Source organism: Paenibacillus sp. NPDC058898 (assembly GCF_049316025.1).
GTDB lineage: Bacteria > Bacillota > Bacilli > Paenibacillales > Paenibacillaceae > Paenibacillus_AQ.
Map to the genome: position 1 here is coordinate 1 of NZ_JBMOSM010000022.1, position 16,322 is coordinate 16,322.

18 protein-coding genes, 1 rRNA gene and 1 riboswitch are annotated in these 16,322 nt (G+C 48.3%); of the genes, 17 read left to right on the plus strand and 2 right to left on the minus strand.

Going from position 1 to position 16,322, the window contains the following annotated elements; translation table 11 throughout:
- Together rrf and ACOZB4_RS31635 are read left to right on the plus strand one after the other, a co-directional pair.
- Positions 1 to 92: ribosomal RNA gene (gene rrf / locus ACOZB4_RS31630) — 5S ribosomal RNA — on the plus strand; the annotation flags it as partial.
- Between the two features lie 359 nt (positions 93 to 451).
- Positions 452 to 889: a hypothetical protein gene (locus ACOZB4_RS31635; protein ID WP_379415581.1), complete on the plus strand. Its 438-nt coding sequence runs from the start codon at positions 452 to 454 to the stop codon at positions 887 to 889.
- Between the two features lie 96 nt (positions 890 to 985).
- Here ACOZB4_RS31635 and ACOZB4_RS31640 read toward each other — a convergent pair whose 3' ends face one another.
- Positions 986 to 1,507, minus strand: a complete 522-nt coding sequence (locus ACOZB4_RS31640) for a hypothetical protein (protein ID WP_339292086.1) — start codon at positions 1,505 to 1,507, stop codon at positions 986 to 988.
- Between the two features lie 231 nt (positions 1,508 to 1,738).
- Here ACOZB4_RS31640 and ACOZB4_RS31645 point away from each other — a divergent pair, with 231 nt between their 5' ends.
- From ACOZB4_RS31645 to rsmI, 10 genes are all read left to right on the plus strand, one after another.
- Complete coding sequence (locus ACOZB4_RS31645; RefSeq protein ID WP_071221101.1) at positions 1,739 to 1,924, plus strand: sigma factor G inhibitor Gin; 186 nt, start codon at positions 1,739 to 1,741, stop codon at positions 1,922 to 1,924.
- Between the two features lie 139 nt (positions 1,925 to 2,063).
- A complete protein-coding gene (locus ACOZB4_RS31650; RefSeq protein WP_379415577.1) occupies positions 2,064 to 3,731 on the plus strand; it encodes an aminotransferase class I/II-fold pyridoxal phosphate-dependent enzyme in 1,668 nt (555 codons plus the stop codon).
- A gap of 89 nt (positions 3,732 to 3,820) precedes the next feature.
- On the plus strand, positions 3,821 to 4,465 hold the full coding sequence (gene tmk, locus ACOZB4_RS31655) for a dTMP kinase (RefSeq protein ID WP_379415575.1): 645 nt from the start codon (positions 3,821 to 3,823) through the stop codon (positions 4,463 to 4,465).
- A gap of 64 nt (positions 4,466 to 4,529) precedes the next feature.
- Positions 4,530 to 4,859 carry a cyclic-di-AMP receptor gene (locus ACOZB4_RS31660; RefSeq protein WP_006207400.1) on the plus strand — a complete coding sequence of 110 codons (330 nt, stop codon included), beginning with the start codon at positions 4,530 to 4,532 and terminating at the stop codon, positions 4,857 to 4,859.
- A 335-nt stretch (positions 4,860 to 5,194) separates the two neighbouring features.
- The gene (locus ACOZB4_RS31665; RefSeq protein WP_076326561.1) at positions 5,195 to 5,638 is read left to right on the plus strand and encodes a YaaR family protein; all 444 of its coding nucleotides are present in this window, start codon (positions 5,195 to 5,197) and stop codon (positions 5,636 to 5,638) included.
- A gap of 81 nt (positions 5,639 to 5,719) precedes the next feature.
- Complete coding sequence (holB, locus tag ACOZB4_RS31670) at positions 5,720 to 6,706, plus strand: DNA polymerase III subunit delta' (protein WP_076326557.1); 987 nt, start codon at positions 5,720 to 5,722, stop codon at positions 6,704 to 6,706.
- A gap of 56 nt (positions 6,707 to 6,762) precedes the next feature.
- Positions 6,763 to 7,563 (plus strand): PSP1 domain-containing protein, encoded by an 801-nt coding sequence (locus tag ACOZB4_RS31675; protein WP_076326556.1) that lies wholly within the window; start codon positions 6,763 to 6,765, stop codon positions 7,561 to 7,563.
- A 32-nt stretch (positions 7,564 to 7,595) separates the two neighbouring features.
- Positions 7,596 to 7,964 (plus strand): DNA replication initiation control protein YabA, encoded by a 369-nt coding sequence (gene yabA, locus ACOZB4_RS31680; RefSeq protein ID WP_076326555.1) that lies wholly within the window; start codon positions 7,596 to 7,598, stop codon positions 7,962 to 7,964.
- 201 nt (positions 7,965 to 8,165) lie between these two features.
- Positions 8,166 to 8,933 carry a tRNA1(Val) (adenine(37)-N6)-methyltransferase gene (locus ACOZB4_RS31685; protein ID WP_076326554.1) on the plus strand — a complete coding sequence of 256 codons (768 nt, stop codon included), beginning with the start codon at positions 8,166 to 8,168 and terminating at the stop codon, positions 8,931 to 8,933.
- Entirely contained in the window at positions 8,930 to 9,820 is an 891-nt protein-coding gene (gene rsmI / locus ACOZB4_RS31690) for a 16S rRNA (cytidine(1402)-2'-O)-methyltransferase (protein ID WP_379415569.1), read from the plus strand. The genes ACOZB4_RS31685 and rsmI overlap by 4 nt, the downstream gene beginning before the upstream one ends.
- 271 nt (positions 9,821 to 10,091) lie before the next feature.
- Here the strand turns inward: rsmI and ACOZB4_RS31695 are convergent, their stop codons facing one another.
- Positions 10,092 to 10,346 carry an AbrB/MazE/SpoVT family DNA-binding domain-containing protein gene (locus tag ACOZB4_RS31695; protein ID WP_006207408.1) on the minus strand — a complete coding sequence of 85 codons (255 nt, stop codon included), beginning with the start codon at positions 10,344 to 10,346 and terminating at the stop codon, positions 10,092 to 10,094.
- Positions 10,347 to 10,668: 322 nt separating this feature from the next.
- On the opposite strand from ACOZB4_RS31695, the gene ACOZB4_RS31700 reads away from it, so the two are divergent.
- From ACOZB4_RS31700 to rsmA, 5 genes are all read left to right on the plus strand, one after another.
- Positions 10,669 to 11,958: an HD domain-containing protein gene (locus tag ACOZB4_RS31700; RefSeq protein WP_379415566.1), complete on the plus strand. Its 1,290-nt coding sequence runs from the start codon at positions 10,669 to 10,671 to the stop codon at positions 11,956 to 11,958.
- Between the two features lie 95 nt (positions 11,959 to 12,053).
- Complete coding sequence (locus ACOZB4_RS31705; protein ID WP_098741212.1) at positions 12,054 to 12,818, plus strand: TatD family hydrolase; 765 nt, start codon at positions 12,054 to 12,056, stop codon at positions 12,816 to 12,818.
- A 205-nt stretch (positions 12,819 to 13,023) separates the two neighbouring features.
- A riboswitch (cyclic di-AMP (ydaO/yuaA leader) is annotated at positions 13,024 to 13,238 on the plus strand.
- A gap of 271 nt (positions 13,239 to 13,509) precedes the next feature.
- On the plus strand, positions 13,510 to 14,697 hold the full coding sequence (locus tag ACOZB4_RS31710; protein ID WP_098741213.1) for a 3D domain-containing protein: 1,188 nt from the start codon (positions 13,510 to 13,512) through the stop codon (positions 14,695 to 14,697).
- A gap of 186 nt (positions 14,698 to 14,883) precedes the next feature.
- Complete coding sequence (gene rnmV / locus ACOZB4_RS31715) at positions 14,884 to 15,435, plus strand: ribonuclease M5 (protein WP_379415563.1); 552 nt, start codon at positions 14,884 to 14,886, stop codon at positions 15,433 to 15,435.
- On the plus strand, positions 15,432 to 16,316 hold the full coding sequence (gene rsmA / locus ACOZB4_RS31720) for a 16S rRNA (adenine(1518)-N(6)/adenine(1519)-N(6))-dimethyltransferase RsmA (RefSeq protein WP_098741215.1): 885 nt from the start codon (positions 15,432 to 15,434) through the stop codon (positions 16,314 to 16,316). The genes rnmV and rsmA overlap by 4 nt, the downstream gene beginning before the upstream one ends.
- Positions 16,317 to 16,322: the final 6 nt, after the last annotated feature.

Below are 16,322 nucleotides of genomic sequence, written 5' to 3' on the forward strand. Positions count from 1 at the left end.
CACGCGTTCCCATACCGAACACGACCGTTAAGCCTTCCAGCGCCGATGGTACTTGGACCGAAGGGTCCCGGGAGAGTAGGACGTCGCCAAGCGAAAAACCACTGTCGATGTAATCGATGGTGGTTTTTATTTGTTTTTTATGAGAATTTTTTTTGGATATTTAGATGAAATGCAGATTTAGAGATTGTCCGACTAAGGATATATGCTGTAGCGTGATGTCAGCAGCTTCTCTGTTATATAACATAATCATAAAATTGACGTAAACAGATGAAAATTTTGTTACCGATACCATGCCAAAAATCAGTATAATTGAATTAGGCAAAATCGGGTAGTGATTACCGATTTGCGCAGGCTGTAGGAAATAAGGCCTGATTGGAAGGTTCTCCATTAACCAACCAACTACGAATACTCATCTGGAGACCGGTTATTGTGGGGGAAGGAGGACAATTACATGTTGTGTAAACGTGGTCTGCATGTGGCAGAGATGATCTGTGCGGTTACGATATTGTTGATCGGATCCGGATGTGGGGCATCCGCAGAACCAAGCTGGGAAACCTTTGACGGCGCGGCGAATGTGAAGTCATTCCCGGTTCCGAAGGAAGCGAATAAAACGGAGCAAACAACAGGCAATAGTGACTTGGATTATGTACGGTATGCGCTTCCTGGCTTAAAGGGAGACGACAGCATCCCTGAAGCCTACCTGGAAGAGATTGAGTCCTGGGGATGGAAGCAGAAGGAAGTTGAAGATGAAGGTTCTTCGTTAGTATTTGAAAAAGGGAAAAGTATCGTCCACCTATCGGTGCATGACGATTTTCTTATAATTACGGTTCCGAGTCAGCTTAAAAAACAAGCCATACAAGGATTGGAAAGCAATAAAGCCAATAAATAAAGACCTCTTCCCGACTTCGGAATGAGGTCTTTATTCATTGATGAACGAAAAATAGGGTTTATAGCGCCATGTAGTGATGGACGCAGAACTCTAATATTATTGCTGGTAGTAGGAGATGTCCTGCTCATTCATTTTCAACATGCCATCTTTACGCTGGCCGCTTAGACGCAGCATGGTATAGCCGCGCGGGAGAAGGAACCACAGATGCCAGACCAGAAGCGCGATGGCAAAAGGCAGCGGTGACCAGAAGGCCATGATAGCGCTTAAGACAATCCCTACCCAACAGGTATAGAACTGCACTAAATTAAATACGCGACGGCTGACGTGTTGATCCGGTATATAACCAAGCCAAGGCAACCTCAGACGGAAGCGCCAACGTTTCCGGTAGCTTGTTCCCAATAGGACGAGCACGGTATGCCCGACGACATATTGGATCCATAACATAAGCGGAAAGGCGATTAGCAGATAGAGCAGGAAATACGGTGACACCCAAAATGTCCCTGCGGCCGCAGCAAGCCAAGGCAGAGTTAAGTAGAGGATGAGCAAGCTTTTGGAAAGTTGGATTTTCTTAATTAATCGATAGTGATAAAAGGTGGCTTGACCATGTGGATCTGCCATTGGGCTATACTGTCCCCCTTTAAGTAGAAGTAAATTACGATAGACGGGAAATTTAAGTCTTTTATGTTTTTATCGGACAAAATCATATTTTTATTAAGCTGAAAAAAAGGTACAGACACAAGGCCACCAAGGGGTACATATACATAAAGCGTAGACCGATATCCTATGAAAAGGTTTAAAATAATAGAAACTGTGTCATACTAATAGGAAAAGGATCAAGGTGGGATGGTTATGGAAGAATTGACCGAACACGTGTGTATCATATGCAATCAGACGAAGACAGAGGGGATTACCATTGTTTCGCAATTCGTATGTGAGGAATGTGAATCCGAAATCGTTCATACCAGCGCGGAAGATGCCAAATATCATTTTTTCATCCGTCAATTAAAACAAATTGCCATGCCGAAAAATGCATAGGCGCGGGTACACGCGTCAAATGGGCCTGAATAAAAGGCCTTTTTTTGTTTAGAGGGGACTTTCCGTGCTTGGAGACGTAGGCGTAGGTTTCAAATTGCGTTAAAATAGGTTAGAGAATGTAATCCGAAGGGATATATCGATGACTACACATAGAGAGCGTGCCCCACTAGCAGAGGCTATAATGTTGTATCGAGAACGTGGGGCTTCATCTTTTCATGTACCTGGTCATAAAAATGGCAGGGCATATGCGGGAGAAGGTAAGACTACGGAGATGCTGCGAGAGGCCATGCGCATTGATGTGACGGAAATTACCGGAACCGATGATTTATTTCATCCTGAAGGCGTTATTCAGGAAGCGCAGGAACTGGCCGCAGATTGTTTTGGTGCAGAGGAAAGCTTCTTCCTAGTGGGCGGGAGTACAGCCGGCAATTTGGCATTAGTTCTGACGGTTTGCCGTGAACCTGGCGATATCGTGCTTGTACAGCGGAACGTACATAAGTCCGTGTTGAACGGATTGATGCTGGCCGGTGCCAGGGCGGTGTTTCTTCAACCGGAGCTGGACAAGCAGAGCGGTTTAGCCGTTGCTCCCTCTGCAGCTACACTTGTAGCGGCTCTTGAGGCTTATCCAGAGGCCCGGGGGGCGATCATCACGATGCCGAACTACTACGGGATGGGGAGCGACTTAAAGCCGCTAGCGAAAGCTTGCCATGAGTTCGGCATTCCACTACTCGTGGATGAAGCGCATGGAGCTCATTACGGACAGCACCCCCAGTTGCCTATGAACGCTTTGTCATGCGGCGCGGATGGTGTGGTTCAATCCACACACAAGATGTTAGCCGCCATGACGATGGGAGCCATGCTGCATGTACAGGGCGGGCTGCTCGACCGCAGCCTGCTGCGCCAGCGGCTGGCTATGGTGCAGAGCTCCAGCCCCTCGTACCCGCTCATGGCTTCGCTGGACTTGGCGCGGCGCCTGCTGCACACACAGGGCGCAGCCGCCTTCACGGGTGGCCTGGCCGCCGTGAAGGCCTTCCGGCGCGGCCTCGCGAAGCTGCCGCGGTTCGGGCTGCTGCAGCCGCCGCAGCCCAGGGGCTACGCCGCGGGCACAGCCGCAGCGGCGTATACCCGCCAGGACCCGTTCAAGGCGGTCATATATGACCGCACCAAGTCCCTGAGCGGGTATGCACTCCAGCGCGAGCTCGAGGCGCGCGGCTGTGTGCCGGAGATGAGCGACGAGTTGCACGTCGTCTTATTGTTTACGCTGGGATCCACTCGGGAAGATGCGAATCACGTCTTATGGGCTCTTGTGCATATTGTAGAGCAGGGGGAGAAGACAGAAGGGATCGGAACCGAATCAGGCACTACGGCAGAGAGCACGGAATTACTGATCCGGACATTGCGGGATCAGGGGGATTTCGTGAATTATGAGCCGCGAGTAGACCACAAGAAAATGGATTCTATCCATTTCGATGTCGATTCTAAATTGTTAACTGAAGCAAGACCAGTCTCCGATGTTTCCACGTGGAACAATTTGCCCTCGGAGATTCCTTATTCGGCCCCAATTCCTTTCTCACTGAAGCCGATTGACAGGGAGAGGTTAGAATCGGTGCCGTTAGAGAAGAGTGCTGGGCGTAAGGCAGCGGAGATGGTTATTCCCTATCCGCCAGGTATACCGATCTTATACCCAGGTGAAGAAATCTCAGCGGGAATGAAACAGAGGCTCCTGGCATTAAGGAATGCAGGGGCGAAATGCCAGGGGATATCCGATCCAGCACTGGAAACCATTGTCGTTTATAAGGAAACGTGAAGGAAGAGACTCCACTATACGTTGGTAAATATACCGGAGCGTATAATATTGAGCTCCACGATCAACAAATGATGAAAGCAGGGTACGCTATGACTAATCGCAGACCACTATTTATTACCATCGAAGGAGGAGACGGATCCGGTAAAACGACTATGATGGGCAGACTCGCCGCTTTTATGCAGAATCATTCGATCCCGTATCTGATTACACGCGAGCCCGGCGGCATTGAGATTGCGGAGAAGATCCGCTCTATTATTCTCGATCCGCAGCATACCGCGATGGATGCACGTACTGAAGCATTGTTGTATGCGGCTGCCCGCCGCCAGCATCTTGTGGAGAAGGTGGAGCCAGCTTTGAGTCAGGGCTTGACTGTGCTGTGTGACCGATTCGTGGACAGCAGTCTGGTTTACCAGGGATATGCACGCGGACTGGGCATGGAGGAAGTATGGAACATCAATCAATTTGCGATCGATACCCGCATGCCGGATCTAACGCTGTTGTTCGATGTGGAGCCGAAGATTGGCATGGCACGGATCACGGCGAATGCAGAACGGGAATTAAATCGGCTGGATATGGAGAACATGGCATTTCACGAGAAGGTTAGGGAAGGCTATCTATTGGTAGCAGAGCGTAATTCGGATCGAATTCGCATTGTAGATGCTTCCAAGACGCCGGCTCAGGTGGAAAGAGAAATGATTCGTCACTTGGAAGACGCGATATTAAAGGATTTTTGAGGTTGTTTGTCAAATAAGTAGTGTTAAGGACATATGATGTCCAAATAAACAAGGAGGGTTTACCATGAAATTGATTGTTGCGATTGTCCAGGATAAAGATAGCAACCGTCTCTCCGCCGCATTGGTCAAAGCTAATTTTCGGGCAACAAAGCTTGCAAGTACTGGCGGCTTCTTGAAGGCGGGGAACACCACCTTTATGATCGGGGTAGACGATTCACAGGTTGAAAGTGTGCTCAGCGTCATTCGCACAAGCTGTAAGGTTCGTGAACAGCTGGTCACTCCGGTAACCCCAATGAGTGGTACAACCGATTCCTACTTGCCGCTTCCGGTCGAAGTACAGGTTGGTGGCGCAACGGTGTTTGTCCTCCCTGTAGAACGATTCGAGCATTTCTAAATTCATTTTCTGGATCTGCGATAGATACGTAACGGATGTTTTTATTGGGATATTTGACGGCTGTGTTCTCCTGTAACCCAAGTCTTCTGAAGCACTTCTGTATCATAATAAAAATAGTTACCGTAGATCGCTGCACTCGGGAGATGCTTTTAATAGATGGATGATCTCGATGGATTCCGGAAAATCGCCCAATTCATCGATAATTATCGATGAATCGCTTGACAAGCAAACCATTTCAAGGTACGTTCACGTGAGGCATAGGTTTGTTCGATATGAACGTACCAGGTGCCTCCGTTTTATTAGATGCAAAGAATACGCAACAGGCGGTGGATCAGATGAAAATCAATCCGGGCTTTCGGCCCATGAAAAGTGAACTCACGGTGCCGGATGGCAACGCCAGACCGATTCAGCAGCGATCGTTCTCGGATATGATGCAGCAGCAGGGAGAACGCGCGACCCATGAAGAGTTGAGTCGTCAAATGCGTGAAATTGCAATGCAAGGCGATCGTTTGGCAAAAGTGATGACCGTTCGGGAGCTAAAAGCGTATAAATTGATGGTTCGCCGATTCCTGGAGGAAACGGTTCGTCGCGGTGTGAAAATGAAGGAAACGCGCGGCTGGGACCGCCGGGGACGCGGCAAGCGTTATAATGTAATTGATGAAGTCGATTCTGCGCTGCTCGCGATGGCGGATGAACTGCTGGATACGGAGCAGGGGAGAATTGATCTATTGAACAAGGTTGGAGAAATTCGAGGCATGCTGATCAATCTTGTATTCTAATCGCAAGAAGCAAGGAAGCGGATCGTGATTCATGACTGCTAAGTCTGGAGGATCATGAGGATTGATAGAAAGTGAGGACTTATGTCTTTTAATGATATCGTAGGTCAAGAGACTGCGAAGCAACTGCTGCAAAATGCCTTGCGCCGTAATGCGGTCAGTCATGCCTATCTGTTTAGCGGCCCCCATGGTGCCGGACAGATGCAGACGGCGCTTACGTTTGCCAAGGCATTGTTTTGTACGGAACTTGAAGACGATGCCTGCGGGCAGTGTTTGGAATGCCGCAAGGTAGATCATGGCAATCATCCCGATCTGACGTTGGTTGAGCCTGATGGAGCCAGCATTAAGATCGATCAGATCCGTGATCTTCAGCGTATATTCTCCTATCGATCGGAGAATCGAAATCCCAAAGTCTATATTATTGACCGGGCGGAGAAGATGACCACGCAGGCAGCCAACAGTCTGTTGAAATTTCTGGAGGAACCCCAGGCGCCGGCTGTAGCTATTCTGATTGCCGAGAATGGACAAGCCCTTCTGCCTACCATTCAATCGAGATCCCAGCAGGTTCCGTTCCGGGCTTTGGATCCGCAGATGATGGAGAAGGTTCTTGTAGGGGAAGGTTATCCTGCCGCACTTGTACGCTGCGCAGTTCATCTTTCGTCAGGACTTGATGAGTGCAGGAAAATATTGAGTGAGAATTGGTTTGCAGAAATTAGAAACCTAGTGTTACAATTAGGTAAGGAGTCTTTGAACCGCAGTGGCTCAGCAATTATCACAGCGAGTCAAAAAGTGTTCAAAACCGAGCTCTCTGATCATCTGGACCTATTGTTCAGTATGTTTCATTTATGGTTTAAGGACATGATCCATGTCCAGTATGGAAGGAAAGAGTCTCTCGTTTTCATAGATCAGGCAGAGTATATCTCTGGTCATGCATCAGCCCGCAGCACAGCACAGTGGGTGTCATACATGGATTTGGCCGCAGAGTGTCAGAAGAAGTTACGCTATAATGTCAATGGACAGCTCAGTTTAGAGCAGTTATTGATGGGTTTGGGCGGTAACACTCCGGCGTGAGCACACCCCCAGGCCCGCAGAATGGCCATTATGTACAGGCACAAGGGGGTTTATTTTTGTACAGTGTAGTAGGTGTCCGCTTTAAGAAAGCGGGCAAAATATATTACTTTGATCCGCTCGACCTGCCCGTGGAGAAGGAACAATCCGTCATTGTGGAAACCGCGAGAGGCATTGAGTATGGTCAAGTTGTGATAGGAAAGAAGGAGGTCGGTGAATCGGACGTTGTCCTTCCACTCAAGAAGGTCATTCGGATCGCTGGTGATTCTGATGCCCGTGTGGTTGAAGAGAACAAACAAGCGGCCAAGGATGCATTCACCACCTGTTTAAATAAAATTCGGGATCACGAACTGAAAATGAAGCTGGTTGATGTGGAATTTACGTTTGACCGCAACAAAATCATTTTCTACTTCACGGCCGAAGGCCGTGTGGATTTCCGTGAACTGGTCAAGGATCTGGCCAGTATATTCCGTACAAGAATCGAACTTCGCCAGATTGGAGTTCGTGATGAAGCGAAAATGCTCGGCGGTCTTGGACCTTGCGGACGCGTACTGTGCTGTTCCTCATGGCTTGGTGATTTTGAGCCGGTATCGATCAAGATGGCAAAGGATCAAAGCCTATCGCTCAATCCGACTAAAATTTCCGGGCTATGTGGAAGATTGATGTGCTGCCTGAAGTTTGAGCATGATAATTATGAAAGCGTGAAAGAAGAGCTTCCATCCGCGGGAAAATTGGTCATTACTTCGCTTGGAGAAGGCAAAGTAGTCGGACTGAATGCGGATAAGCGGACGGTTCATGTTCAACTGTTTGAAATTGGAAAGGTTAAGGAACTTCCAATGGACGACGTTGTCATCAAGTAGTCCAATAGAATGTTTATTTTCGGGGTGTAGACTTGGAGAAGAAAAACATTTTTGTGCTCATTCAAGAGTTGGAAACACAGATGGGAAATATACACAGTGAACTGGGTGGACTTAAGCTGGTCATCAAGGAACTGCTGGAAGAGAACCATCGCCTCAGTCTTGAAAATGAACAGCTCCGGAAAATTTTAAAGCGGGAAGTCAATCCGGCAGAATTGGAAAACCCAGTGGCTTTACAACCTCAGCCTCATGTGAAGGATGAGGCACATGAAGATGTGGTCGGCGAGGGGTATGATAACCTGGCTCGGCTGTATCATGAAGGCTTCCACATCTGCAATGTCTATTATGGACATCTGCGGACGGAAGGGGATTGCCTGTTCTGCTTGTCTTTTTTGAATAAATAAGAAGCCGTAGGAGAAACTGCCTACGGTTTTTTTCTAGAATGGAAAGGTTATACTGTAAGGATCGCGATTGAACAAATACCGGCTGCTTGTCATGCAATGTGAAGAGCAGCCTTTTGTGTATTTCATTTTATCAGGTACTATGTAGAGAGCCGATACACCAAAAACGCGTGTTTGGAATTTTGGAGATAAAGGGTTGAAACTATGAAATTGAAAGAAGTGTTATTGCAATCATCCGAGCGGATTGATGATCTGCTCACCCATGAGCTTGGCATCATCCAGAGTGAGGAGGTATTCAGCTTTTCCATGGACGCCGTCCTGCTCGCCAGGTTTGCCAGCATACCGCGCAGGGGCCGTATTTTGGATATGTGCACGGGAAACGGGGTTGTTCCAATTCTGCTGTCGACTCGTACAGGTGCGCTGATCGAGGGGATTGAGATTCAGCCCAGACTTGCGGACATGGCCAGACGGAGCGTCGAGATGAATAATCTCCAGGACCAGATCACGATCCATGAGGGCGATCTGCGGGAACTATACAAGGAACAAGGATATGGAGCGTACGACCTGATTACGGTCAACCCGCCTTATATGCCGATGAATGGCAGCGACTTGAAGCTGAATGAGCACCAGGCGATTGCCAGACATGAAATCCACTGTACGCTTGAGGAAGTGATTGAATCCTGTGCAAAGCTGCTTCGCCAAGGCGGAAAGATGAGCATGGTCCACAAGCCCCTACGACTAGCGGAGATCATCACCTTGATGAGCAAATACCGGATTGAGCCCAAAGTCATCCGATTTGTCCATCCGCGCGTGAATATGGAAGCAAACATGGTGCTTATCGAGGGTATTCGGGACGGGAAGCCTGAGGTTCGGCTGAAGCCCCCGCTGATCGTATATGATGAGCAAGGAAACTACGGACCAGATTTTATGGAAATTTACTATGGAACACATAAGGATGAGACGAAAGAATGAGAAATCTTGTGCAACAGAGTTATGCCGATCAGGGAGAGGGAAGCCCGGGTTCTCTGTATTTGGTGGCAACACCGATTGGTAATTTGGAGGATATGACCTATCGCGCTGTACGCATTCTCCAGGAATGCGATATTATCGCGGCAGAGGATACACGGCAGTCACGCAAGCTGCTGACCCATTTCGAAATTCCGGCTAAGCCGCTGTTTAGTTATCACGAGCATAATAAGGCGGCTAGTGGACCTGAAATTATACGTTATATAATAGAAGGAAAAAATGTGGCACTCGTCAGCGACGCCGGTCTGCCGGCGATTTCGGACCCTGGCAGTGATCTGGTTTCACTTGCGATTGAGGCGGGAATTTCGGTCATTCCGATCCCGGGGGCCAATGCCGCCCTTTCCGCCTTAATCGTGTCGGGTTTGCCGACCGAACGATTCACGTTTATCGGCTTTTTGCCGCGGGAGCGTAAAGATATCATTCAGCAGCTGCAAGCTTTGCAAACGGCGCAGGGAACGCTATTATTTTATGAATCTCCGCATCGCGTGAAAAAGACGCTGGAGATCTTGCAGGAGGTACTGGGAAATCGGAAGGTGACCTTGGCTCGTGAACTGACTAAACGCTATGAGGAATTCTTGCGCGGGAGCATTTCCGAATGCCTGGACTGGCTCACGGAGCATCCGCCGCTGGGGGAATATTGTTTGGTGGTCGAAGCCGGTAGTGCAGAAGAGGAGCTGAAGGAGAAAAATGCCTGGTGGCAGGAGCTTTCGCTGGAGGAGCATGTGGAACATTATGAGCGGGAAGGACTAAGCCGCAAGGATGCCATGAAAAAAACCGCGGGTGATCGCGGTGTATCGAAGAGGGATATCTATAATGCGCTCCTGACGGAATAGTGATAATACTTAACTTGGTGCAGGGGGATAACAAAATAGCCCCACAAAGTGGAGCCTATGCTTCGATGTTTATTCCAAATACTTTGCGGGGACCCCCAAAACCAATAAATGAGAATAAAGAATGGCTTACGCTTCGCTGAAAACTTATAAATTCTTTAAGCTCAAAAAAAGACCCTCCTGCGGCCGGGTTCATAGCCGAGGAAGGCACCAAGGAGATATGAAAAAGGTTAGAATTAACAAAATGTAATAATGCTATTATATACTAAAAATCTTAATTTGTCACAGGTGTAGGGATTTCCGAGATACATTCATGGCAAACAATTTTACCTTTGAAGTAAGTGACATTCTCAGCGTTACCACAGAAGATGCAGGCAGGCTCATATTTCTTAAGCATGATGCGTTCGCCGTCTACATAAATCTCCAATGCATCTTTCTCACCAATTCCGAGCGTACGGCGTAATTCGATCGGAATGACGACCCGTCCAAGCTCATCGACTTTCCTTACAATTCCTGTTGATTTCATCATAACTTATAAATGCCCCTCTCGCCATAATTTAAAAAAGTCATAATTCGACATAGTTCTAGTTTTTATGTTATTTATAGTACCAACGATTCCCAAAACAGTCAACCTATATTTTTGAAAAATCGGAACCTGTTTACGAAAGTATAGTGAACAAAACCCTTGTATAGCAACGTAATTACCATAATCGAACCAATTTTTGCTGCGATTTTTGATTTGTCGATTTGGAAAGCGCAATTTCCCCTTATTCGACACGGTTCGACATTAGATGTCAAAAGAAGTGTTTATCGGCTAAAACCCAATTGAAACGATAAGGAGTTGAGATGGAATGTATTCACCAATTTCGGAAGAAAAAGTGTTTAAGGATCCCGTCCACAATTATATTCATGTGCAAGACGACATCATCTGGCGATTAATCGATACCCCGGAATTCCAGCGACTCCGCCGGGTTAGACAGCTTGGGACCTCTTTTCTGACCTTTCATGGGGCCGAACACAGCCGATTCTCCCATTCACTGGGAGTCTATGAAATTACGAGAAGAATCATCTCTCAATTCGAACGGAGGGGGTATTCCGATTGGCCTGCCGAGGAAAGGCAAGTTGCGCTCTGCGCGGCTCTGCTGCATGATTTGGGGCATGGCCCTTTCTCTCATTCTATAGAAGAAGCTTTTCATATGAATCACGAGGATTGGACATGCCGGATCCTGCTCGGGGATACTTGCGTCAATCAGGTACTGCGAGAGCTCGGAGCGGATTTCCCCGAGAAAGTGGCTTCCGTGATTAACAAAACCTACGATAAGCCGATTGTGATAAACCTGGTCACTAGTCCGCTGGATGCAGACCGGATGGATTATTTGCTAAGGGATGCGTATTATACGGGAGTTAATTATGGAACGATTGATATTGACCGGATCTTGCGGATGCTGCGGCCATACCGCGATCGGGTCGTTGTGAAGGAATCGGGCATGCACGCCGTGGAGGATTACCTGATGTCACGGTATCAGATGTACTGGCAGGTATATTTTCATCCCGTCACTCGAAGCTCCGAAATCATCCTGCGCCAAATCTTTCGCCGGGCAAAGGAACTGCATGACAGGGGATATGCCTTTCGGTTCATGGTCGAACCGCTTCCTGCGTTGTTTGCGGGCCATATTGACGTGAGTCAATACCTGCGTCTGGATGAAGCCCTGATCCAAACGGCCTTTCTGCAATGGACGGAGGAGGAAGACAAGCTCCTTAGCGAATTATGCGGTCGTTTCATGCACCGAAAGCTCTACAAATATGTAGAAATCGACAATATTGATCTGGAAACCATCGACCGGATACGCCAAGCGTTCCGTGCCGTGGGATTACATCCGGAATATGACCTGGAGATTGATTTCCCAACCGATCTTCCTTATGATAAAGTTCATTCCGATATGCCGCTTAATGAGAAACAGATTCTGCTTCTGGATCGGCATGATGAGCTGAAGGAAATCTCGGAGGTTTCCGATATTGTACGCTCGATCAGCGGTATTCATAAAGGACGGTACCATCTTTATTATCCGGAAGAGAAAGTGACTCCGCTGCTGGCTCAGATGCCGGAGAAGATAGCCGATGTTTTCAAGCAACAACATTAACCTAGAGGAATAGTCAAAGCTTGGTACATTTGCAATTTACCCAGCTAATGGAAGATATACGACACAGAAACGACAGGAAGGAGAGTGTGGATCTTATGTTATTCGACACGCACACTCATATGGACGCTCCCCAATTCGACGAAGACCGGGAGGAAGCAATTCAGAGGGCGCTTGAAGCCGGCGTGACCCGGATGATCAATATCGGATTTAACCGGGAGACGATCCCGACTACGATGAAGCTGGCAGAGACTTATGATTTTATATATGCGGCAGTGGGCTGGCATCCTGTAGATGCGATTACCATGGAGGATCAGGACTTGGATTGGATCGCCTCTTTATGCAGTCATGAGAAAGTGGTGGCTATTGGAGAGATCGGCCTGGACTATCATTGGGATACGTCTCCAAAAGAAGTGCAGCACCGAGTGCTTCGGCGTCAGATCGGACTTGCCCGGGAACTGAACATGCCGATTGTCATTCATAATCGGGATGCGCATGAAGATATTATCAAAATTTTACGGGAGGAAAAGGCCTCCGAAGTGGGCGGTGTCATGCATTCCTTCTCCGGAAGCTGGGAAACCGCCAAAATATGTCTCGATATGGGATTCCATATTTCGTTTGGCGGGCCGATTACCTTCAAGAATGCAAAGCAGCCCAAAGAGGTATTGGCGCAGGTTCCGCTGGATCGATTATTGATCGAAACGGACTCCCCTTACCTGACGCCTCATCCCTTCCGTGGGAAACGAAATGAGACCGCTTATGTGAAATTGGTGGCGGAGACCGCAGCCGAGATTAGAGGGTTGTCTTATGAGGAATTGGCCCAAATTACCACCAAAAATGCACTGGAACGATTTGGTATTTAACGAAAAAGAGAGCAAAAGCGATGAAAAAGGGAGCAATCGCGATTAATTAAAGTTTTTTAATCAGAAAAGGCGTCAATATTACAATATTTTAACCTTTTACATGAGAAAATGTGGTTGAATGTTGCTTTACAACCTGCATGTAAACAGGATATCATCTTTTCAGTGATAAGAAGCTGCGATGTGCAGATCGTAGCCGAATATTTCATGAACCGTCTCGCTTAATCTCCGGAATTCTGGAGAACGGGGGAACCGATACCGCCGTGCATACTGGTCTGAATGCACGCAGCTGTATTTGATTTCTTTTTCGGGTCTTTGGGGTGAATTTGAAGGATCTCGCCATGAGCGGGTATCCGGATCTAGGGCGTCTCTCTTACGTCCGAACCCGACAGCTAACTCCGTAAGCGAAATAAGAGGGGAAATCTCGTGCATACCATTTCCATGATTCTAATCATCAGGAAGCCACGTTAGAGCCTCTAGTACTCTTTCATTGGCTTTCTTTTATTTTTGAATAATGGAGAAGGGATCATCATACTCTTGGTAAACAAGGGGTGGTGGTAGATGGACGAAATGACGGGAATTGACGCAGGGTGTAGATAGATAGCAGGGCGCCTTGTGAGAAAAATTGCTATAGTCACGTCAAATGCATTCATGCGTTTACCTAGACGGCGGGACTATGAAGGAGGATGGAATAGTGGGCATTTTTCAACCTGAAGAAACCCATGAATCACAATCATCCAGCATGTCTTACGCATTGAGATGGAAGCATGACAATTTGCGTCAACTGATGTTGCTCGGTGCCATGGGTGCCGTTACGGTATCACTTCTCATATCGTTGGTCGTACATGATCAGGCAGGCAAGGAGGTTCAGCTTGTCGTCGATGGTCGTGTCACCACAGTAGAAACACGTGGATCATTGCTGCAGGAATTGCTGGATGAGCAAGCGATCACGTTGAGTCCTCAGGATCAGATTTCGATGCCTTTAAACGGCGCGATCCAGGATGGAGATCGGATCATCATTGAACGGGCAATTCCAGTTAAAGTTACAGTAGGCAGCACAACTAAAACCATATTTACATCCCAGGATACGGTTGATCATGTACTTAAAGAGGCTGGTATTACGATCCAGGGTGAAGATATAGTACAACCGGCACAGAACACGAAGCTGACCAGCAATATGAATATCCATGTCGTCCGCGTCACGAAACAAAAAGTTAAGGAGACGGAAGACCGGGAATTCCGTGTGATCAAAACAGCCGACCCATCGCTTGAAAGAGGGGATAACCGCGTGATTCAGCGGGGCGAGTCCGGTCTCATGGTGAACCATTATGAGAAGGTCTACCACAATGGCAAGCTGGTTTCGAAGACGAAGGTCTCCCAAAAAGTCGAGCGCAGAACGAAGGATAAAATTATTGCCGTAGGCACGAAAAAGGTGGAGAAGCCCGTCATTGTTCAGGCGGCCGCCACCGATGTGAAAGCCACACCGGCCAAATTGTCCGGCACGAAGAAAGTAACAACCGCCAAGGCTGTTGAGAACAACGTGGTTTCTCGGGCAGGCGTTGATTTTAAATACAACAAGGTATTGAACAATGTGTCGATGACGGCGTATTCTTCTGAGCAACAAGGAATCGGTACACGCACTGCATCCGGCACACGCGTTACAGAAGGGCGCACCATCGCCGTTGACCCTAATATCATCCCGATCGGATGGTGGGTCTATATCGAAGGCATTGGCTTCCGTCGTGCAGAAGATACGGGCGGCGCCATCAAAGGCAACAAAATCGATGTTTATTATGATTCACTCAAATCGGCCACGAGTTTCGGCCGGAAGAGCGGCCGCACCGTTTATGTGATCGGTCCGGTTAAACCTGAATTGAACTAGACGCATGAATTCCAATTTACAATGCCATTCTAATGCTATACTATTTAGCTTATAATATATAATGATGAAGAAGAGGGAGTATTTCCTCTTCTTTTGTTTTGTTAAGAACGGAGTATACAGAGCTAAGATGGTTGAATCTAAAGTTGTACAAGCGTGGCTTTGCTTGGGAAGGAAGAGAACAAACGCATGATTAAAGAAGTGATTGTTGTGGAAGGCAGAGACGATACCGTTGCCATTAAACGGGCCGTAGAAGCGGATACGATCGAAACGGGCGGATCAGCGATCAACAAGCAAATCCTGAAACGCATAGCGCTTGCTCAGGAGCGCAGAGGCGTCATTATATTTACGGATCCTGACCATGCAGGGGAGCGGATCCGCAAAATCGTGGATCAGGGCGTACCCGGCTGTAAGCATGCCTTTATCCCGGAGGCGGATGCTACCCGCAAAGGGGATATCGGCGTGGAGAATGCCTCGCCAGAGGCGATACGGCGTGCGCTGGAGCGGGTCCATACCTCCTTCGAGGGTGGAGAGAGCCTGATTAGTCTGGAGGACATGCTGGAGGCCGGATTATCGGCTCATCCGGAAGCGGCGGCAAGGCGTATGACGATGGGTAATCTGCTGGGGATCGGTTATTGCAATAGCAAGCAGTTCCATAAACGACTGGCCATGTTTCAAATATCACGTGAAGAATTTCTGGCCGCACTTGCACAGTTGGAAGAAGGGGGCGTAAGCCAATGAATCGGATCGAGGATATATCAACACCAAGACGGACGAAGGAGATCATCTCACGGCATGGATTCTCTTTCAAGAAGAGTCTGGGTCAAAACTTTCTTATTGATCAGAATATTCTGTATAAAATTGTGGAAGCTGCAGGACTGGATGAGGATAAGGGAGCCCTTGAGATCGGCCCTGGTATCGGTGCATTAACGGAGAAGCTGGCGCAGACGGCAGGGACCGTCACCGCGGTCGAAATTGATCAGCGCCTGATTCCCATCCTGAGGGAGGTCCTGGAGCCCTATGAGAATGTGAAGGTGCACCATGGAGATGTACTGAAGGTGGATCTTCATGAGCTGTTCCGTCAGGATTTTGCGGGCGTATCGAAGGTAAGTGTGGTTGCGAATCTGCCGTATTATGTGACGACGCCGATTCTCATGAAACTGCTGGAGGAAAAGCTGCCGCTGGAGAATATCGTGGTGATGATTCAGAAAGAAGTGGCAGAGCGGATGGCAGCGGCGCCGGGAAGTAAGGATTATGGCAGCCTTAGCATTGCCGTTCAATATTACAGTGAGCCTAAACTGGTCTGTATTGTGCCGCATACGGTGTTTATTCCGCAGCCGAATGTCGCTTCGGCCGTGATTCGCCTGGCGGTCCGGGAACAGCCTCCTGTTAGTGTAGAAGACGAAGGATTCTTCTTCGAGGTGGTTCAGGCTTCTTTCGCACAGCGGAGGAAGACGATTGCCAACAATCTGAAGAGCCGGTTCTTTCCGGGAGAAGGCCGTGAACGGCTGGAGCAGCTGCTGCAGGAAGCGGGCATTGAGCCCTCACGGCGCGGTGAGACCCTTAGTATTGAAGAGTATGCCCGGCTCAGCAACATATTGTACAACGCGGATATTCGTTAATACAGC

What these genes read in the sequence shown, in the direction of transcription:
- ACOZB4_RS31635 (WP_379415581.1), top strand. Translation starts at nt 452, where the DNA reads ATGTTGTGTAAACGTGGTCTGCATGTGGCAGAGATGATCTGTGCGGTT.
- ACOZB4_RS31640 (WP_339292086.1), bottom strand. Translation starts at nt 1,507, where the DNA reads ATGGCAGATCCACATGGTCAAGCCACCTTTTATCACTATCGATTAATT.
- ACOZB4_RS31645 (WP_071221101.1), top strand. Translation starts at nt 1,739, where the DNA reads ATGGAAGAATTGACCGAACACGTGTGTATCATATGCAATCAGACGAAG.
- ACOZB4_RS31650 (WP_379415577.1), top strand. Translation starts at nt 2,064, where the DNA reads ATGACTACACATAGAGAGCGTGCCCCACTAGCAGAGGCTATAATGTTG.
- tmk (WP_379415575.1), top strand. Translation starts at nt 3,821, where the DNA reads ATGACTAATCGCAGACCACTATTTATTACCATCGAAGGAGGAGACGGA.
- ACOZB4_RS31660 (WP_006207400.1), top strand. Translation starts at nt 4,530, where the DNA reads ATGAAATTGATTGTTGCGATTGTCCAGGATAAAGATAGCAACCGTCTC.
- ACOZB4_RS31665 (WP_076326561.1), top strand. Translation starts at nt 5,195, where the DNA reads ATGAAAATCAATCCGGGCTTTCGGCCCATGAAAAGTGAACTCACGGTG.
- holB (WP_076326557.1), top strand. Translation starts at nt 5,720, where the DNA reads ATGTCTTTTAATGATATCGTAGGTCAAGAGACTGCGAAGCAACTGCTG.
- ACOZB4_RS31685 (WP_076326554.1), top strand. Translation starts at nt 8,166, where the DNA reads ATGAAATTGAAAGAAGTGTTATTGCAATCATCCGAGCGGATTGATGAT.
- rsmI (WP_379415569.1), top strand. Translation starts at nt 8,930, where the DNA reads ATGAGAAATCTTGTGCAACAGAGTTATGCCGATCAGGGAGAGGGAAGC.
- ACOZB4_RS31695 (WP_006207408.1), bottom strand. Translation starts at nt 10,346, where the DNA reads ATGATGAAATCAACAGGAATTGTAAGGAAAGTCGATGAGCTTGGACGG.
- ACOZB4_RS31700 (WP_379415566.1), top strand. Translation starts at nt 10,669, where the DNA reads ATGTATTCACCAATTTCGGAAGAAAAAGTGTTTAAGGATCCCGTCCAC.
- ACOZB4_RS31705 (WP_098741212.1), top strand. Translation starts at nt 12,054, where the DNA reads ATGTTATTCGACACGCACACTCATATGGACGCTCCCCAATTCGACGAA.
- rnmV (WP_379415563.1), top strand. Translation starts at nt 14,884, where the DNA reads ATGATTAAAGAAGTGATTGTTGTGGAAGGCAGAGACGATACCGTTGCC.
- rsmA (WP_098741215.1), top strand. Translation starts at nt 15,432, where the DNA reads ATGAATCGGATCGAGGATATATCAACACCAAGACGGACGAAGGAGATC.